Consider the following 19,142-nt stretch of genomic DNA (forward strand, 5'->3'; position numbering starts at 1 on the left):
TTAACCCTTTTCGTTGATGTCAATATTCACAATTTAACAGACGACTTAAAGTCCCAATTTTTCACAAATTGAATAAAAACATCAAAGATATTATTTTCTTTTAAATCCGTATCATATTGAATATAAGTTTTTCTGGTCAATTCCTTACCGTCCTCCAATAAAAGAGGTCTGCGAAACAATTCCGGGCACTCCTGTTTTATAATCAACTCGGATAGAAAACTATATCCCAATCCCTTTTGTACCATAACTCGGCAAGCATCAACGTTTAACACCGACATGCCAATGTTAGGGCGTTCTCTATAATTATTAAACCACCAATGATTAAGTTTAAACTCAAGCATTTCATCGTTGCGATAGGCCACTTGTTGCATCTTAGGTAAATCTTCATACTCAAAATATTCACACGCTGCTGCAAACATAGTTTCTTCAAACAATTCATCCCGCTCTCCGATGCTACTATATTCGCCACGAATAAAAGCCATCCAGATTTCCTTACGTTCCAACATATGAACCAAGTCACGGCTCCACGCCGTCACTACCTTCACTTCTATATTGGGATATAATTTTTTAAATGCCACTAAAATATCCGGTAATAAATATTTAGTAAATGTATTAGATGCGCCGATACGCAAAACGCCAGTCTTATCTGTTCGTGCTCGAGCTACATCATATTCAGCTGCCATAGTGGCTTTAATTAATCGTTCAGCCCAGTCACAAAGCACGGTCCCTTCCGGCGATAAAACAAGACCTTTCTTAGTCCGTACACCTAACGAACAATTAAATCGTGCTTCAATTTGTTGTACCCGTTTTGAAATGGCCGGCTGTGAAAGCATCAAATTCATTGCTGTTTTACTAAGATTATGTGTTTGTTTTAAATCTTCAAGAATTTGCCAATCCAACTCTTCCATAAAACGCTCCTTATCAATGAATCTACTCACAACCTAAAACTAACAATTACGCGTCCAGCAAGAAATTCAAAAAGCCACCGGCTAAAAGTATTTCTTTTTGACGTTCAGTTAACGAACTTACCGCTTTAATATAACGATTCTTAGTTTTATTAAAAATCGTAACTTTGCCGCTTTTAATACCCTGGTGCAAATTATCCAAGACCAAAGTATCTCCATCTTCTATACTATCATAATCTTGGGAATCAACAAATGTTAATTGCAGAATCCCAAAATTTACTAAGTTAGAGCTATGTATACGTTCTACCGATTTAGCCAATACAACTTTGACTCCCAAAAACATAGGGCAAAGCGCTGCATGTTCTCGCGAAGAACCTTGTCCGTAACTTTCACCGGCTACAATCACTGAGGCTATCCCCGCGTCGCGATTAGACATACAGGTTTTTGCGAAATCCGGTTTTATAAACGAAAATACGTATTCTGAATATTTAGGCACATTGGAACGATATTTCAACAAAGACCCTGCCGGCGTAATATCATCCGTTGTAATCTTATCGCCAAGTTTAATACCAACCTTAGCTTCCAAGGTATCAGGGTACGGTTGATTTTTAGGCGGTGCTCCAATATTCGGTCCAATAACAACTTCCGTATCCGGATTACAGGTTGGTTTAATAAAAAGCGTGTCATTAATTATATATTCGGCCGGCAACTCAATCGTTGGGTACGCTAAATTATATTTTGCCGCAAATTTACGCGGATCTGTAATTACACCTGTAATAGCACTCGCTATGGCTGTTTCAGGACTAACCAGATATACATCTGCATCTTGTGTTCCTGAACGGCCTTTATAGTTTCTATTATTTGTACGTAACGATACACCACGACTTTTCGGCGATTGGCCGGCTCCGCAACAAAATCCGCAAGCACTTTCGAAAAGTCGTGCACCGCCATCCATAAATGTCGTCATTAAACCATTTTGCATCGCCATTTCTTGAACTTGTCTACTGCCCGGTGCAATCCCAAAACTTACACGGTCAAAGGCTTTATGCCCCTGCATCATATAAGCGGCTATGAGTAAATCTTTATATGAAGAATTGGTGCAACTACCAAGTAACACTTGATCTACAGGTAGGCCTTCTATGGATTCAACCGTCACAACTTGATCCGGAGAATGCGGACACGCAATATTCGGTACGATAGCACTCACATCAATTGTAATCTCGTCTGCATATACAGCATCTTCATCAGCCGCTAAAGGGCTCCAGTCTTCTAAACGTTGTTGAGCTTTTAAAAAGGTTTGTGTCACTTCATCGCTTGGAAAAATTGAGGTTGTAATGCCCATTTCAGCCCCCATGTTAGTGATGGTGGCACGTTCCGGAACAGTCAAATAAGGTAATCCTGATCCGCCATACTCAATAGCCGTTCCAACATTTCCCTTCGTAGTAAAATGTTTTAAAACTTCTAAAATAATATCTTTTGCACTACACCAAGGCTGTAAACGTCCCTCTAAATTCACCCGAATAATTTTTGGCATAGTAAAATAAAACTTACCACTGGCCATAGCTCCCGCAATTTCAAGACCGCCGACGCCAATAGACAATTGGCCGGCACCGCCTCCGGTCGGCGTATGACTGTCACCGCCAATCAAGAAATCACCGGGTTTGGAGAATCGTTCCAGATGCAATTGATGGCAAATCCCATTGCCCGGTTTAGAAAATGTAATCCCATATTTATCTGCCACCGTTTGTAAGTATATATGGTCATCAGCGTTTTCAAAGCCTGACTGCAATGTATTATGATCTACGTACGAAACCGATCTGGTTTTCACCTTATCAGCTCCCAATGCTTGGAACTGTAAATATGCCATAGTTCCCAGCACATCCTGTGTTAAGGTTTGATCGACACTAACCTGAATTTCATTGCCTGATTTCATTTCACCACTTAATAAATGTTTTTGTACAATCTTTTCTATAATCGTAAGACCCATATTAATCAGCTCCATTCCTATAATTCTTTTGGCACATACACTTCACCGCTCATAATTAAACGTGCCGTTCGTTCAACACTCACACTAACAGGGGTACCGCTTTCTTCATCTATATCAACAAACACCTCTGTGATACCACCGGGATGACCAATACGAACCAGGCGACGCCCCCCTGTTTTATCACCGATAATCTCATTAATTAAAGTACCTTTAATTGCCGACGAAACGGCTATATTATACATGCAGCTCGCCGGACTGGAATTATGCAATTTTCCCATGGATATTACCTTAATAGCAATATCTATATCCTCAGCATTCACAACGGTGCCTTGATTCGTTGTATAGGTAATCGGTTCGGACACTATCGCTATTTTGGGTATATTCTGAACCACTGTTTTAGCTTCTTGAACATCGCGAGCTAACCCCGTTTTTACTGCCATATCCGCACGTATATCATCTAATACATCAAATACTTTCTGATTTTTCAGTAATTCTGCTTTTGATTCAGCTCCGGTCAAGCCCACGCTACTTGCTCGGATAAATACAAACGGATTCAATACATCTGAAAAAGTCACATCACTATGATTTTGATTATTAAATACTATTTCAGATTTAACTCCAAGAGGGTTCACAGCCCCTGTATTCTCGCCGCCCGGATTCATTATTGATATATAAATTTTGGCACCCGGTTTCTTCACACCTGCTATATAAAAATCCCCTGTCGTTTGCGACATGTTCTCATATACCGGAACTTCTATGCGAATCATCTTTTTAAGGTTTGTATGATATACATTAACAGCTACTTGTTTAGACTGTGGCGGAATTTTAATTAAACCCTTATCTACGGCAAAAGCTCCTACAGCAGTCATTAAATTGCCACAAGTTCCTTTCTCATCAACTATGGGATTCTCCAAACCTATTTGAAAAAACGTCCATTCCACATCGGCACCATCAATATCAGAGGGTCCCACTACACAAACTTTACTCGTTGAGGAAGTCATCCCGCCAAGACCGTCTACCTGCGTACCGTTCCACGCATCAATAGCCGTCATAAACAATAAATCCCGTTTCTCTTTATTTTGGGGAACATCTTTAGCTAAAAAGAATATTCCTCGGCTCGTCCCCCCACGATATACCGAGCACGGTACTGACCACTGATCCATAAAATCATCTCCTTAATAATTTAAAACCTATATAATCTTTCAGGATTGTCCGCTAAAATTTTATTAAGAGTCTTTTCATCCCCTGCCTGCTCCAATAATAAATCCAACATATATGCATCATTCGGATATGCTCTGGTAGAATTAAAAACTGAAGGATGTGGCCAATCTGTGCCCCAAAGCATCCTATCAGGATTAATCGCTACGTAAGCTTTACCTACCGATACGGTATCTTGATAGTCAGGATATGCATCATCATGATCTATATACAGTCCGGATAATTTGACCCAAGCTTTGCCTGACTCCAATAAGGCCTTAATAACTTTAAATGCGGGGTGAGTTATACCAACACTTTTAGGTAAATGGCCTCTATGATCAAACACTATTTCATTTTTTAATGATTTAAGAAAATCAGATAATTCAAGAGTTGTATCGGCGGTCATCCAAAATTGAAGATGCCATCCGAAATCATAAATCCTGTCAGCAACCTCTTTAATAACGTCCAGATTACTTGTACCACCGGTAGCAATATTAAAGCGTACACCTCTGACACCTAACTCATTCCATCGACTCAGAGTTTCTTCTTCAATCGTATTATCAACAACCACAACAGCCTTAGCTTGTCCTCCCATTTGTTTTAATGCATCTAAAGTACATGAATTATCTAGTCCATAAGCTGATGGTTGCACAATCACACTTCTTCGAAATTGATATTTTTCTTGCAAGATCTTATATTCTTCTACCCTTGCCGGTGGTTGATTGCGAACATCACTTAATACATAAGGATACCTAGTAGGGTCATATATATGGTGATGACAATCACATGCATTCTGCAGAACCTGAATAATTGGTAAATCTCGAGAGCTCGAATATGTAACTTGTAATTGCTCCCTATTTATCGCTTTCATAATAATCACCTCATATTAATCCAAGAAACTTAATCCAAAGGCTTCCGATACCAATCCAAATAATCAGATTTATAATCGATAAAATAAAACCATTTCGCCACCACTGACTTTGACTAATATAGCCACTTTCAAAGAATATCGGTGATGGACCAGCTGCATAATGTGTTAATTCTTGAGAAATCGGCATACAAAACATTGTATCCCAAGCACCTTTTTCACCAGTTACGTCATTCCAGCTAATCACATTAGTAATAATCATGGCACCTACGGCTAATAATCCAATCAAAGTTGCATTCAAACCGGTAATTTGAGTAGTTGCCCACAATATAAGCGCACATAAAAAAATAATAACCAAAGAAATCTCAGATTTTTTAATGGGCCCTAAATTTTCTAATTCACTAATAGCTAATGATTTCGCATGAGGAGTTTTTTTAATTTCCGGCGGATTCATAAAATAAATAATTAAGGGTATCAAAAAAAAGCCAATAATTCCGGGAACTATTGTTACCAGTAACCATAATCCCCAACTTATCTCTATATTAGCCACATCTTTTGCTATAGATACCATCAATGGATTACCTGCCATGGCCGTCATAAACATAGCCGAAGTTGTTGTATTACCGTGATATGATGCTTGCATTAAGTAGTTTCCTAATCGTTTCGATGTTTCACCGGGATTTGAATCAAACGCACTACAAACACTCCGTACTACCGGATATATTATTCCTCCTGCACGAGCTGTATTCGATGGTGTAGCCGGTGCAATCAACAAGTCACTCAGTTGCAATACGTAAGCCAATTTTAATGTATTATCACCAAAGCACTTCATTAAATAATAAGCAACCCGTTTTCCCAATCCTGTTTTTATGAAGCCTCTTGAAAATAAAAAGGCAGATACAATCAACCAAACTGTAGGCTGCGAGAACGAACTTAAAATATCTTTTACCGATAAAACCCCTAATAATGCGGTGAGTCCCAAACTGATAAAAGCAATGGCACCAATTTGTAAAGGCTGTAAAATAAAAGCTAGTATAGTTCCCATAAAAATTGAAAATAAAGACCATGCCTGTACCGTAACACCATTCGGAATTGATATATTCCATAGGATTGCGCTAAGTAAAATTGGTCCTATCCATTTAAACTGCCGTTTCATTCCCATAACCACCCTTCTAAACACACTTACCATAAAGAGCTCTTATACATAGTCTAACAATACATTACACAAAAAGATATTTTCTATTCATTATGCTCAAACATAACGTTTTGTTATAGTAAAAACATCATCCTCATAACTTATAATTATTTTCATTTAAATAAAAAAAGACCCTAAGTAGGCAATAATAAAATTTGCTACTTAGAGTCTATAAAATTAATTTTTAATATATAAGCATACTATTTCATATGTTTAATATATTCCTGCAAATCTTTAGTCATGATAGAACTATAGGCGTTAAGATTTTTAGCATTCATATAGTCAAAATTTTCAGCCTTATTGCGCCGTTCCAAATCAACTTGCTCTTTTTCTTCAGAAGCAATAATCGCTTCTTCTAATATCTCTTGGGGGATAATTACAACGCCATCTTTATCCGCACAAATAATATCCCCGTTTTTGATTCCTACTTCACCAATCGTAATATCAACATTAATGCCCCCTACCTCTTTTTTATTAGGTCTATTAGGCACAATCCCTCTACAATAAACCGGTAAATCACTCTCTTCAAGAGTTGCCGCATCACGCACATAACCATCAATAATAATACCCTGACATTGTTTTTTTGAAGCAATCAAGGTTTGTATGTCTCCTAAATATGCAGATTCCTTATAATTATCAGTTGCTACTATCAGTATTCGCCCTTCAGAATGTGTGAACATTGCTAAATGTAGTGGTAAACTACTTCCTTCCGGCGCATATACCGTAGTTGCTAAACCGACCACGGTCTGTTCACTTTTGCCCAAATTCGAGAAAGTACCGGGAAGTGCATTACCGTTTACTAAACCTAACTTCTCTAAACCATCGCAAATTGCCGCTACTGACACCTTTGCCAACCGATCTTTCTGTTCCGGTAATAATTGGCCTTTATTGTCTTTAATAGTCAACATCACTATACCTCCCAACCATTATTCATTATCTGCTACATCAATAAGGTATTCTATACCACAACCAAAATTTGTTTCTATTATAGCAAAGTATTAGCAGTTATATGATACAAAAACATTATGTTTAATAATAATATCCCCTTATACTAAAAAAGCGATGGACCGAAATCCATCGCTTTGCTTGTTTATGTTATTGTGTGTTGAGCTATTTATGTTGTTATTATGTTGAGCAAGTATACTAACTACTTTGTAGTGCTTAAGCTAACTTCTTATGCTAAGCTTGCACGTAAGAACCAAAGCTGTTTAGTGTAGTACTCAATGTGCTCTTCCATCAAGTTGGACAATGCGAAGTTATCTTCTTCACCGGCTTCTTCACGGATTTTAAGAGCCAAGTCGGACATCAATTTGAAGTCAGCCTGTAAAATTTCGTATACTTCTTTAACGCTGAATGCGCGACCATCCAATTCTTCGATAGTAGCCAATTTCAAGTATTCGGAAACACGTACTACCGGTTCTTCGCCTGCCATTTTAAGAGCTTCAGCTACTGCATCATAGTATTCGAATGCATTATCGTATACACTTTCCAAGTATTCATGAGTTGGTACGAACTGGGAACCTACTACATTGAAATGAAGGTTGTGTAATTTTACGTTCCAAATTGCTAAGTTTGCTAAATACTTGTTTACTTCCTGTACGTTTTTCATAATTTTTTCCTCCTTGAATTGTAAACCTCTATTTACAATTCCTACGAATTTTAATAATTGACATTAAAAACATCATTTAATATTTCAACCGAATAGATTTCTTTATGATTCGGTTACTAGCACTTTTACTGCAATTTATAATCATTATTGTTTGCTATGGTTAGATTATAACATAGACAAAAATCGATGTCAATTACTTTTGGAAAATAATTATTATTTACTTTAAAACTTTTATTTATAGGATAAAACAATCAAACAAAACACCTTAAACCGCTATAAAACTAAGGATATTAAAATTACTTAGCAAATAATTTTAACAATTTACACTCATTTTACATTCATATTCAAGGCTTTTCAATTCATACTCCTTGATCAGCAATTTAGTAAAGCATGTCCTTTATCTATTATCATTCTCGATTATACTTATCAGCTTCCAGGTATTTGGCTACATCTTCGGTGACTATCTTTTTATAATCGTCTACGCTATGAATTGATTCAAAATCAAATGTGGCTACACGTCCCTTTCGCGCCATATCATAAGCCTCTTTCTCTTTGGCTGCCATGATGACAGCTTCTACTAATTCACGCGGCACGATTACAACGCCATCGGCATCCGCTACTACATAATCCTCCGGCTCTATAGCAACCGAACCTATTGTAATCGGTACATTGATGCCCCCGTTTTCAACTTTATTAGGTCGTCTTGGAGAAGTGCCGCTACAAAAGACAGGTAATGATGTCTCCAAAATCCCGGTCTTGTCTCGTACCAAACCATCGATAATAAGCCCACGACAATGATTACGATGCGCCAATAAAGCTTGTATATCCCCTATATATGACGTTGTTTTACAATGATTTGTAGCTACCACAACAATTCGATTACGTGCCTGTTTTAATAAAGCTAAGTGTAACGGCAAACTTGTACCATCCGGTGCCCAAACCGTACTCACTTGCCCCACCACGGTTTCTGTAATTTCGCCCAATGATTGTATATCGCTTGGCAAAACGCCGCCATGATTCATAGCGGTTACTGTATCTGAATTTTCCCTTGCTTCCTTCATACGATTACGCACTACATCCAACGCATCACTGATAACTGCCGCCGAAAATTTTCGCAAATCAGCCAAATATACATTAATTTCTTCTTCGTTGTTTACCGCAATATTCCGAATCTCAATCATGTGCCCCTCCTATTAATACATAAGGGGCACGCTCATACATGCCCCTTTGCCTAACATTATACTATTAAGTTATAAAGTAACCCGTAAACACCGGTAAAGGCCAACACGGCTAATACAACGAGTGTTATGCAAGACCAAATCAACAATTCAATAAAAATCTTACGACTTTTATGCTCACGCACATCTGTATTAGCGCTGGTTTCATCGGTCATAAGTGTTGCCAAAATAAGACCACCGGTTGTGGAGAACGGACTGACGCCTGTAAAAGTCCCACCAATAACAATGAGCGATGCCATTTCGATGGCATTTACATTGTCGCCGATAGCTTCTGCCAGACCGGCTACCGTTGGTAACAGCGTAGGAAATACAACGCCTAAGCCGGACGAAAACCACGACATAATCCCTGCAATAATCCCCATAATACCGGATGCAGTCGCCGAATTCATAAGGATTGCCAAAAAGTCGGAGATAATATCAATTCCGCCACTTTCAACGACAAGTTTCATCAACGTCCCGACACCACAAATCATAATCAGCACGCTCCAAGGGATACCTTTAATACTTTTTGATTCCTCAGCTGCCCCTAAGCACAATAAGGCGCCGCCTACAGTAAAAGATACTAAGCCCACATTGTGTTTAAAGAAAATAACCAATACAACCATCGTAAGTAACGCCACTAAGGATAACCACTGCTGACGGTTAAAGGGTGCTACTCTTTCCGTTATATGTACATTTTTAACTTTATATCCTTTGTAATATACAAAAGCAATGAGAGCGCAAACAATGCCGGTTAACGTTTGATTAGCAATAAGAATATTAACCAAGTCCGGCGAAACAATATTACCTTTAGCCAGTAATTCACGAACCAAAATACTTTCCGGCGTAATCGGTGACATTCGTCCGCCAAACACACCAAAATCGGCAATGAGCGCCATCATAATCGGATTATAACCTCGGGCAAGAGCTACCGGAATCGCAAAAGCAGGCATAATAGCCAACATCGGTATGGCACCGGGGCCAAGGCCCGTCATAATATAACCGGTCAAAAAGATAACAATCGGAATCAGCCAATTGTGTGAACCTACTAACGAAACGCTCCGGGTTGCCAACAACTGAATCGTTCCATTGGAATTTAGAATACTAAATAAAAACGTAACACCCATAAGGGTAACAAACAAATTACCGTTAAATCCTGATATAATCTGCTTATCATTAAGCCCCATCATATGACCTACTACAAAGGCGCCCATGATGGCTAAAATACCTACATTTAATTGCCTGAAAAAGCCAATCGCAATGGCGACGATGAGGCATATAATAGTAATCACGGCCATACTCATAATGACTCCCCCTATTTAAAGACTACACTTGTAGGGCTGCCTGTTTCAATCGTAATCCCGGCAAATGTCAACTGACCGTGCTCCGCATCAACATCAAAAAGTTGTAGCGTATCAGAGTCTTCATTAGCAATCAACAACTGCTTTTCATCAGGCATGAAGGTGAAAAAGCGTGGCGTTTTGCCCAAAACAGAGGTAAAGCCGAGATTAGTTAGAAATCCGGTGTCTCTGTTTACCCGATATATAGCTACGCTTTCATGAATACGATTTGTTTCATATAAGAAATCTTCACTCGGGCTAAGTAGCACAGCACTGGCCTGCCCTTGGCCGGTATAGGTTTCCGGTAGTGACGGAATAATCTGCAAAGCCGTCAACTTACCGGTTTTATCATCAAAATCATAGTACGTAACCGAGTTGCCCTTTTCATTCACCACATATACACGGCGATTATCTTTACTAATCGTCAAATGGCGCGGTTCCGCATAGGTTCTGGCATCGATATGAGAGTGTTCCGTAAGTTCGCCTGTTTCGGCATTTACTTTAAACACATAAATTCGTTCGTAGCCGATATGGCGACCCTGGGTAGGCACTAAAAGCCACTGACCCGTTTTATCCAACACACACTGATGAGCCAAGGAGACTGTATCATCACTAAGCCCTTTAATATGTGCTACCGATGTAGCTTTACCTAAACTACCGTCAGGAAGCCGCGGTATCGTAGTAACAGTACCACCTTGCAATGTGGCCACATATAAGAATCGATTATCCGGAGATACTTCAATGTATACCGGGTTTTTACCTTCACAGCCGGTTGTATTTAAAAACGTAAGACTTCCATCCGCTTCAACTTTAAAAGCACTTACTTCTTCATAATCACCATGAACGGTATACAAAAAATCCTTATTATTGTCAAAAGCTAAATATGAAGGGTTTTCCAAAATAGGTGTAATCCCCAATAAACGCCACCCCTGCTCCGTAACTTCATACGCAGAAATTCCTTTACCGCGTGCATTGCGATGCTCCGTTGTACGACAACCTACATAAGCAAACATGTGTATTCCTCCTCTACCTACTACCTTTACCAAAATCTAATTTTACACCAATTTAATTTCCACTGTTTACAATCAATTACACGGCTACTAAGAGTCATTCAATACCTACTGATTTTTTGATTGCACCAAACGCAATTGACCGCCATGAATCAGAATATTCACTTCTCTATCCGTCAAATCAGCTTTAGTATCAAAAGAAAATCCCTTAGTAACATTCGTAACCGTTACGATTCTTGATTCTAATTGACTTGGGAAATTTTCAATTCGTAATACATCATCTTGAGCAATACGGTCATAATCGGTAGCATCTACAAAATTCAATGGCACAACACCATGATTAATAAGATTATTTTTATGAATACGAGCCAAAGACTTAGTAATGATTGCCTTAACGCCCAAATACATTGGCGCAATGGCTGCATATTCGCGACTGGATCCTTGGCCGTAATTTTCACCACCCACAATAAATGATTTGCCATACGATTCGGCCCGTTTTACAAAATCCGGATCAATACGGCTAAACGTAATTTGGCTAATCGCCGGAATATTGGATCGTAAAGCAGAAAACTGTGCATTTGCCGGAATAATATCATCGGTTGTAATATTATCACCTCTATATGCTGAAACATGGGCTTCAATTATCTGAGGCAACGGTTCATTAATCGGCATCGGCTTAATATTTGGACCTCGAATAATCTCAACCGGTTCCGACGAAGTTTGTGGCGGGATAATCATATTATCTTCCACAATATATGTGGCCGGCTCAGTTACCGTACTAAGCACATCCGTTACGCCTTCACGAATCGGATCGGTAATGTACCCTTTTATCGCACTGATAGCCGCTACTTCCGGACTGCCTAAATAAATAGATGCAGCCAATGTGCCACTGCGTCCTTTAAAATTACGATTTGAAGTACGCAGCGAAACTCCGTTGGTGCGCGGTGCTTGACCAATCCCTACACAAGGTCCGCAACCACATTCCAAAATACGAGCACCTGCATCAACTAAAGTAGATATAATCCCGTCGCGCAAGGCCATGGCAAAAATTTGGCGACTGCCTGCGGCTACTACGAGACTTACATCGGGATGAACGGTGTGACCTTTTAAAATGGCCGCCGCTTTTGCTAAATCGCTATAAGAGGCATTGGTACAACTGCCGATAAAGACTTGATCCAATTTTACCGTTCCATTTAAATCACTGACTTTGCAAACATTATCCGGCATATCAGGCTGCGCTACCAGCGGTTCCAACTCAGCTAAATCAATGTCGATAACTTCATCATAGTCGGCATCTTCATCCGGTAACAACGGGCGCCACTGTTCTTCCCGCTGCTGATGAATAAAGAATTCATGTACTACTTCGTCACTTGGGAAGACCGATGTGGTAGCCCCCATTTCTGCGCCCATATTAGTGATGGTTGAGCGGTCATAAATACTCAAACAATCTAACCCATCCCCGGTGTATTCATATATTTTACCTACGCCGCCTTTAACCGTTTCACGTCGTAGCATTTCTAAAATAATATCCTTAGCACTCACACCCGGGCGCAAACGACCATGTAATCGTACATTGACTACTTTAGGCATTTTTAAATACATCGGTTCACCGGCCATAGCCAAGGCAACATCAAGGCCGCCTGCACCAATCGCTAACGCACCGATGGCACTACCGGTAGGGGTATGGCTGTCGGATCCCAACAAAATTTTTCCCGGTTGTCCGAATCGTTCAAAATGAACGGTATGACAAATACCTTTGCCGGCACGTGATAAATAAAGCCCATATTTTTTGGCAATGCTTTGCAAATACACATGATCATCTGCATTCTTATTATCTGCATATAATAAGTTGTGATCCACATAACTAACTGACAACTCTGTTTTTACTCTTGGCACATTCATCGTTTCAAATGCTAAATATGCCTGGGTTCCGGTCACATCATGAGTTAAAGTTTGATCAACCTTTACCGCGATTTCTTCGCCCACGGTCATGGTACCAGTTACCAAATGCGCCGCTATTATTTTCCGAGTTAAATTCTGTTTCATTCTGCTCGCCTCCAAGCTAACCGCTTTTTAATTTCAGCTTATTTCTCATAAACTAAAACGCTCAGTTAAAATACCTATTAAACATATTTCATATTCTTTAAACTCATCATACTATTTTTAATCATTTTATGATAATATTTAATTATGATAGATATATAACATTTTATTATGCAATGTACAATCTTATATTCAAAAGGAGAGGCCTATGGATATTAAGGATTTAAAAAACATAAAAACCATTGCCGATACCGAATCTTTTTCAAAAGCGGCAGACGCCCTATTCATTTCACACCCGGCCTTAAGCCAGGCTATCAAACGGTTAGAATCAGAATTAGGTCTCACTTTATTCTTTAGGGACCGTTCACGTGTTATCCCTACCGAAGCCGGCGAGCATCTTATAAAAAAAGCAATTCCTATTTTAAGTGCTTTTGAAGAATTGCAACGAGAACTTACACAATTTAATCACTTGGAGCACAGCACAATTTCTTTGGGCATCTCACAATTTTACGGACATCATATGTTATCCAATGCATTAGCAGCGTTTAAAGATTATCATGATGATTTACACGTAAATATTGTAGAAGGGGAATCTCACTTTCTGGAACGCCAAATCATCCTCGGTCATCTTGATCTGGGCATATTCCCCACGCCTATTTACTCATCGCAACTCGTAGCAACCCCAATTGTCAAAGAGGAAATACTCTTGGCTATTAATGAAAAAAACACCAAAGCTTTGGAATTAGCTCAATCGTTGAGTCAACAAAATGACCCAATTTCCCTTGAAGGCTTTTCGGACTTTCCTTTTATACTCTTAAAGCCGCATTTAAAATTGCGGACCCTTGTAAATGCTATCTGCGAAGAACATCACTTTGCACCGAAAGCTATTTTAGAAACAGAAAACCTGGATACTTGTTATTCATTGACTAGGGAAAACTATGGACTCACTTTGCTCCCCAATACGATTCGTAAAAACAAATCTGACTCATCTATCCATTTTTTCCGTATTCAATCAAAACTCAATATGCGCGACTTAGTTATTGTTGCCTTGCCGGAAATGGCTTCCAGATTACAACTCAAAGAAATTGCCGGCGTTATGGCTAAAAAATATTAACCTACACTTACAACTTTTTGCCATTGATAGCAAAAACTTTTTATTTTTACAACTTTTTGCCATTGATAGCAAAAACTTTTTATTTTTACAACTTTTTGCTATTAATAGCAAAAACTCGTTAAATTTTACACTTTTTTGCTATTGTATTTTAAATAAACACTATTATTATTCAAAAAACAACAAGCCTCCGCACACTTTCACTATCGAAAATGCACGGAGGCTTGTTCTATTCAATTGTCAGTAATATAGGGGCTTCAAGAGGCTTAAGCACTGTAAGGCACTTTACCATTTTAAATCGCTTTAAACCTTTTTAGCCTTTAAAGTTCAGTCTTTCCTCAGTCAAACTTGCCCAACGCAGGGATGCTTTCCTGTTTCAAGTATTCAGCATATTCTTTAGCATGTTTAGCCAAATCTTCATCACTCATAGTGAGGGTGCCTTTTACTACAAACGGCGTCAAGTAAGTCATGCCGCAGAATTCAGCCATAGCTTGGAACGGACGGAGCAATTCGGTAGCAGTGTACATACCGGCTTCATGGGTATAGTTAGGTGCGCCGGTGGAAACAGCCAATAGCAACTCTTTACCATGCAAAGCTTTACCGGTGCTGCCGTAAGCCCAACCATAAAGAAGCACTGCATCCTGCCATTCTTTTAACAAGGAAGGAGAGCTGTACCAATACATCGGGAACTGCAATACGATGCGGTCAGCTTCAGTCAATACAGCCTGTTCTTTGGCCACATCAATTTTGTTGTCCGGATATAAATCATACATATGGCGAACAGTATAATCACCGCTGATAGCCTGTTCAAAGGCTTTATTAATGCGGGATGCTTCAAAATTAGGATGGAATAATAAAACTACGGTTTTCATAGGATACCTCCTGTTTTCTCAAGATAATAATATATAAATTTTAGAATATACAATGTAACTATATTGAACTTTCTATATCTATTATACATCAAGAAACTTTGAGAATCTATCTTAAAATCACATAAATTAATGTAATTTTATCACGTTAAAACAATTCTCTCCAAAAGCGTATATCCCCATCCGCAAGTCACAAGGCACAGTAAATTATGCGACCTTAATCGGCAACCTTAGTCGGCACTCACTGTTACTATTTGACCGGTCCGAAGTGACGTGAAAACCACGCGCCGCGCCCGTAATTCATAGGTTCTGCCGGCTCGTTCATTACCATACAAAGCATCGCCTACCAAAGGATGGCCCAAATGAGCCATAGCCACACGGATTTGATGTGTTTTCCCCGTATAGAGTCTGATATCTACGGTAGATACCAACTTAGCTTTGTCCGCTTCAGTCATGGTCGCCAATTCATCGGCATTTACTTCGCGATAAGAGGTAGCCAATATATCGTCAAGTTGACCCGTAGCACCACCGAGCTGAACACCCTCGACCTCTTCAAATACACCGGTGCCGTTATACACGGTGCGCGTTGGTTTGCCGTCTTCGCGCACTTCATAGTGAATTCCGTCTTCCCCACGTTTCATAGGCAGATCCACAATATTCGTATCCAAGAGTACCCCTTGCACAACTGTAGCATACCACTTCTCGAAGCGTTGATCTTCAATTTGCTGTTGGTAAAAACTCTGCGCCAAGGCACTTTTGGCAATCACAATGCAACCTGATGTATCTCTATCCAAACGATTCAAAAAGCGAACTTTGCGCTTAATGCCATTATCTTTAAAATACTGAGCTACACCATTAGCTAATGATACCTGCCCCTTAGAATTCACCGTAATCCCCACCGGTTTATCCAAGATGAGTAAATCTTCATCTTCATAGAGAATAACGAGCTCCATAGGCACCGGATCATGATCTATTTTTTCCTTCGACATCTGCAGTCTCAATTCATCATTAAGCGCCACCGATTCCTTTGGATTTGTTTTTTTACCATTTAAGAGAACCAGTTTTTCTTGAAACAGCGTTTTCATAACTGAACGGGCCATATGCTTGGCATCAAGCCAAGCGCCAACCGTTTCAATACCGGCCATTACATCGTCCGGACGCAATAAAAAGCACACATCATCGCTGCGATATGTTTTTCGTGACATAGGCACCTCCTTATTCTCTGATTACATCAGCCGGTAAGTATTTTAAAAACTCACTTGGCTTCACGCCGCGGCCGCGATTATCCGTCATGGCATACGATATAAAGAGCCGCTCTTTAGCCCTGGTAATCGCCACGTAAAAGAGTCGCTGTTCTTCCGACAGTTTTCCCTCTTTCAAAGATAACCAGCTCGGGAATAACCCTTCCCGAAGGCCCGCCAAAAACACATACTCAAACTCACTGCCCTTGGCCTGATGCACCGTAATAATCGGAATTCTATCATTATTTTTAAGCCGTTGGTCCGGCTCACCCGCCGTAAGCGCTGCCTGTTCCAGCATCTGTTGCAAGCAGGCTCGCCCTGACAAGTCGTTAGCCTGACCTTCCAAATCTACCATGAGTCGATACAAATCACGAATATACTCTACGCGGTCATTTTCTTTACGTTCCGCATAATAGGCAAGCACGCCCATATCATTCATGATATACGCCAAAAGGGCCGATGGCTTATCCGTCAAAATCTTGCGGCGCAAGGTTGCCATCTGTGAAGCCATGGTGGCAAAGGAGTTTTTAAAATTACTGATTAAAGCGCGGCGCTGATCTGCCGTTGATTTTATATTATGCTCAATCGCATAGAGCAGTAGCAGTGCCGTAGCACGAATATCATCCATCGCATTATGAGTCGGTTTGTGATTGATTGGGAAATATTCACTCAAAAAGCCCAACTTATGGTTCGGCAAACGGGGATAAAAACGACGGAAAATATCCAAGGTATCATACACATCGGCAAATTCCGGTGTTCCCAAATTATGACGAGCCAATTCGTTGGTAAAAATGCTGATATCATAGTTTACATTATGACCGACAATAACGGCCCCTTTAGCAAACTCCTTAAATTCAGCCAATACGGTAGCCGCATCTTCGCCGACTTCAGCCAGCTTTTCATCGGTAAACCCGTGTACGGCCGCTGAATCACCGACTGATTTCGACGGGCGAATAAAGCGTTCAAAAATCTCACCTTCCGAACCATCTGGATTGAGCTTGCACGCCGCGATTTGAATAATTTCATCACGGGTTGTGTCGGTCCCCGTACTTTCCACATCATAGACCACAATCTTACCGGCTGTAAGGCCTTGCAAAAGTCCGTCATACGGTTCTTTTTCAAAAATCTGCATATCCATAAAGTCGGTCAAGCGCAGCCCCATAGTCCGCACCGCTTCGCTTTCAATTTGCTGAATACGAGCCTCACCGATACCTTTCACATAGCGCATAATAATACGCTTGGCACTCACTGCATCGTGCGGGTTCAGTAACAGTTTGAAATAAGCCATTACATCTTTAATTTCTTGGCGACGGAAGAATTTATATTCATCAATAATCATAAATTGACGCTGTTCTTCAGGGGCTACATGCTCATTAAAACGCTCAAACAGAGCGCTCAAGTACTGAGCCTGTGAGTTCTGGCGCACCAAGATACCGATTTTGGCATCTTTTGGCAAAGTCTGAATGGTATCAAAGATATACGCCCCTTCTTTCCATTCCGTGGGCGCCTTGTGCACCACGATAGGCTCACCCGGCGTCTTACTGGCGGCAAACGGTTTTTCCTGATAAAATTCACCGATTAACCGCGGGAACATGCGCTCTAACACGGCAAACGATGCGTCAAACAGATACTTATTGGCTCGATAGTTTTCATAAAAGACAATCACGTCCGGTGAAAACTCCGCCTTATACTCAGACAGGAGCCGTTCCGGATTGGAGCCGCGCCATTCATAAATAGTCTGAAAATAGTCGCCGCAAAGAAGCACATGATTACCCTGCCACAGATATTTCATAACCATACATTCCAAATCGCTGGTGTCCTGCATTTCATCTACATTGATATAGCGATAGCGACTGCGCCAGCGCTCCCGTACGGTTTCAACTTGAAACAGGCGGTGTACCAAGGTAATCAAATCGGTAAAATCGACGCCGTGCACGCCCGCCAAAGCCTGCTCATAACCGACTAAAGCTTCATACCCTTTGGCACGAAAGTCCGCCAAATCCGAGGGATTGAGTTTTTCAAAAAAACGCTCCATCGTCAATCGTTGTTCTATAAAAAGGCGATCGATAGTCGTTCCATAATCGCGCGCCGCATTATCACTGTAATATCCCCATATAGACCGATATTCCTTCACATGACTGATAAGATTGAAGAACATGGTTTCCTTCATGCCCACCGGCAACCATGGGGCAAGTAATTCCTGACAATCTACTTCATCGTAAATGGCCATGTCAAAATACAGACTATCGTCACGTTTACTCTCCTCTTGCAGGACTTTATAACAAAAGCTGTGAAAGGTGCTTACCTCCACAGCTTTAGCTGCCGGTCCCGCCATGGCCAAAATGCGATCCTTCATTTCACGACATGCCTTATTGGTAAATGTCATGCAAAGAATTTCCTCGCCTTTAGCCGCGCCACTTTGAATAATATGCGCTACACGGTGAGCCAGCGTATTTGTTTTTCCCGTACCTGCCGAGGCCAGTAACAGTATGTTATTCGTCAACGTATTCACCACACGCTGCTGGGCTTCATTTAACTGAGCCATACTGA

General features: G+C 40.3%; 15 protein-coding genes. 1 reads left to right on the top strand and 14 read right to left on the bottom strand.

The window, feature by feature from the left end; translation table 11 throughout:
- Nucleotides 1–26: 26 nt before the first annotated feature.
- The 11 genes from EO124_RS01440 to EO124_RS01490 all read right to left on the bottom strand — a co-directional run bounded on the left by EO124_RS01440 (nucleotide 27) and on the right by EO124_RS01490 (nucleotide 13,374).
- The gene (locus EO124_RS01440; RefSeq protein ID WP_127058019.1) at nucleotides 27–908 is read right to left on the bottom strand and encodes a LysR family transcriptional regulator; all 882 of its coding nucleotides are present in this window, start codon (nucleotides 906–908) and stop codon (nucleotides 27–29) included.
- A 46-nt stretch (nucleotides 909–954) separates the two neighbouring features.
- The gene (locus EO124_RS01445) at nucleotides 955–2,907 is read right to left on the bottom strand and encodes an aconitate hydratase (RefSeq protein ID WP_241230639.1); all 1,953 of its coding nucleotides are present in this window, start codon (nucleotides 2,905–2,907) and stop codon (nucleotides 955–957) included.
- Between the two features lie 2 nt (nucleotides 2,908–2,909).
- A complete protein-coding gene (locus EO124_RS01450) occupies nucleotides 2,910–4,055 on the bottom strand; it encodes a PrpF domain-containing protein (protein ID WP_127058020.1) in 1,146 nt (381 codons plus the stop codon).
- 20 nt (nucleotides 4,056–4,075) lie between these two features.
- Nucleotides 4,076–4,960 carry an amidohydrolase family protein gene (locus EO124_RS01455; RefSeq protein WP_127058021.1) on the bottom strand — a complete coding sequence of 295 codons (885 nt, stop codon included), beginning with the start codon at nucleotides 4,958–4,960 and terminating at the stop codon, nucleotides 4,076–4,078.
- A 10-nt stretch (nucleotides 4,961–4,970) separates the two neighbouring features.
- Entirely contained in the window at nucleotides 4,971–6,119 is a 1,149-nt protein-coding gene (locus EO124_RS01460; RefSeq protein ID WP_241230640.1) for a DASS family sodium-coupled anion symporter, read from the bottom strand.
- 233 nt (nucleotides 6,120–6,352) lie between these two features.
- Complete coding sequence (locus EO124_RS01465) at nucleotides 6,353–7,060, bottom strand: RraA family protein (RefSeq protein ID WP_127058022.1); 708 nt, start codon at nucleotides 7,058–7,060, stop codon at nucleotides 6,353–6,355.
- A 266-nt stretch (nucleotides 7,061–7,326) separates the two neighbouring features.
- Nucleotides 7,327–7,761 carry a Dps family protein gene (locus EO124_RS01470; RefSeq protein ID WP_127058023.1) on the bottom strand — a complete coding sequence of 145 codons (435 nt, stop codon included), beginning with the start codon at nucleotides 7,759–7,761 and terminating at the stop codon, nucleotides 7,327–7,329.
- Nucleotides 7,762–8,168: 407 nt separating this feature from the next.
- Complete coding sequence (locus EO124_RS01475) at nucleotides 8,169–8,942, bottom strand: RraA family protein (RefSeq protein ID WP_127058024.1); 774 nt, start codon at nucleotides 8,940–8,942, stop codon at nucleotides 8,169–8,171.
- Nucleotides 8,943–8,998: 56 nt separating this feature from the next.
- A complete protein-coding gene (locus EO124_RS01480; protein ID WP_127058025.1) occupies nucleotides 8,999–10,282 on the bottom strand; it encodes an SLC13 family permease in 1,284 nt (427 codons plus the stop codon).
- 11 nt (nucleotides 10,283–10,293) lie between these two features.
- Nucleotides 10,294–11,331: a lactonase family protein gene (locus EO124_RS01485; protein WP_127058026.1), complete on the bottom strand. Its 1,038-nt coding sequence runs from the start codon at nucleotides 11,329–11,331 to the stop codon at nucleotides 10,294–10,296.
- A 105-nt stretch (nucleotides 11,332–11,436) separates the two neighbouring features.
- Complete coding sequence (locus EO124_RS01490; protein ID WP_127058027.1) at nucleotides 11,437–13,374, bottom strand: aconitate hydratase; 1,938 nt, start codon at nucleotides 13,372–13,374, stop codon at nucleotides 11,437–11,439.
- A gap of 205 nt (nucleotides 13,375–13,579) precedes the next feature.
- Here EO124_RS01490 and EO124_RS01495 point away from each other — a divergent pair, with 205 nt between their 5' ends.
- Entirely contained in the window at nucleotides 13,580–14,485 is a 906-nt protein-coding gene (locus EO124_RS01495) for a LysR family transcriptional regulator (protein WP_127058028.1), read from the top strand.
- Between the two features lie 335 nt (nucleotides 14,486–14,820).
- Here the strand turns inward: EO124_RS01495 and EO124_RS01500 are convergent, their stop codons facing one another.
- The 3 genes from EO124_RS01500 to EO124_RS01510 form a co-directional block, all read right to left on the bottom strand.
- Entirely contained in the window at nucleotides 14,821–15,354 is a 534-nt protein-coding gene (locus tag EO124_RS01500; RefSeq protein WP_127058029.1) for an NAD(P)H-dependent oxidoreductase, read from the bottom strand.
- Nucleotides 15,355–15,581: 227 nt separating this feature from the next.
- Nucleotides 15,582–16,556, bottom strand: a complete 975-nt coding sequence (locus EO124_RS01505) for an RluA family pseudouridine synthase (protein WP_127058030.1) — start codon at nucleotides 16,554–16,556, stop codon at nucleotides 15,582–15,584.
- A 10-nt stretch (nucleotides 16,557–16,566) separates the two neighbouring features.
- A complete protein-coding gene (locus EO124_RS01510; RefSeq protein WP_127058031.1) occupies nucleotides 16,567–19,137 on the bottom strand; it encodes a 3'-5' exonuclease in 2,571 nt (856 codons plus the stop codon).
- Nucleotides 19,138–19,142 lie beyond the last annotated feature (5 nt).

Origin of the sequence: Veillonella ratti, assembly GCF_003992115.1 — a bacterium.
GTDB classification, from domain to species: domain Bacteria; phylum Bacillota; class Negativicutes; order Veillonellales; family Veillonellaceae; genus Veillonella_A; species Veillonella_A ratti.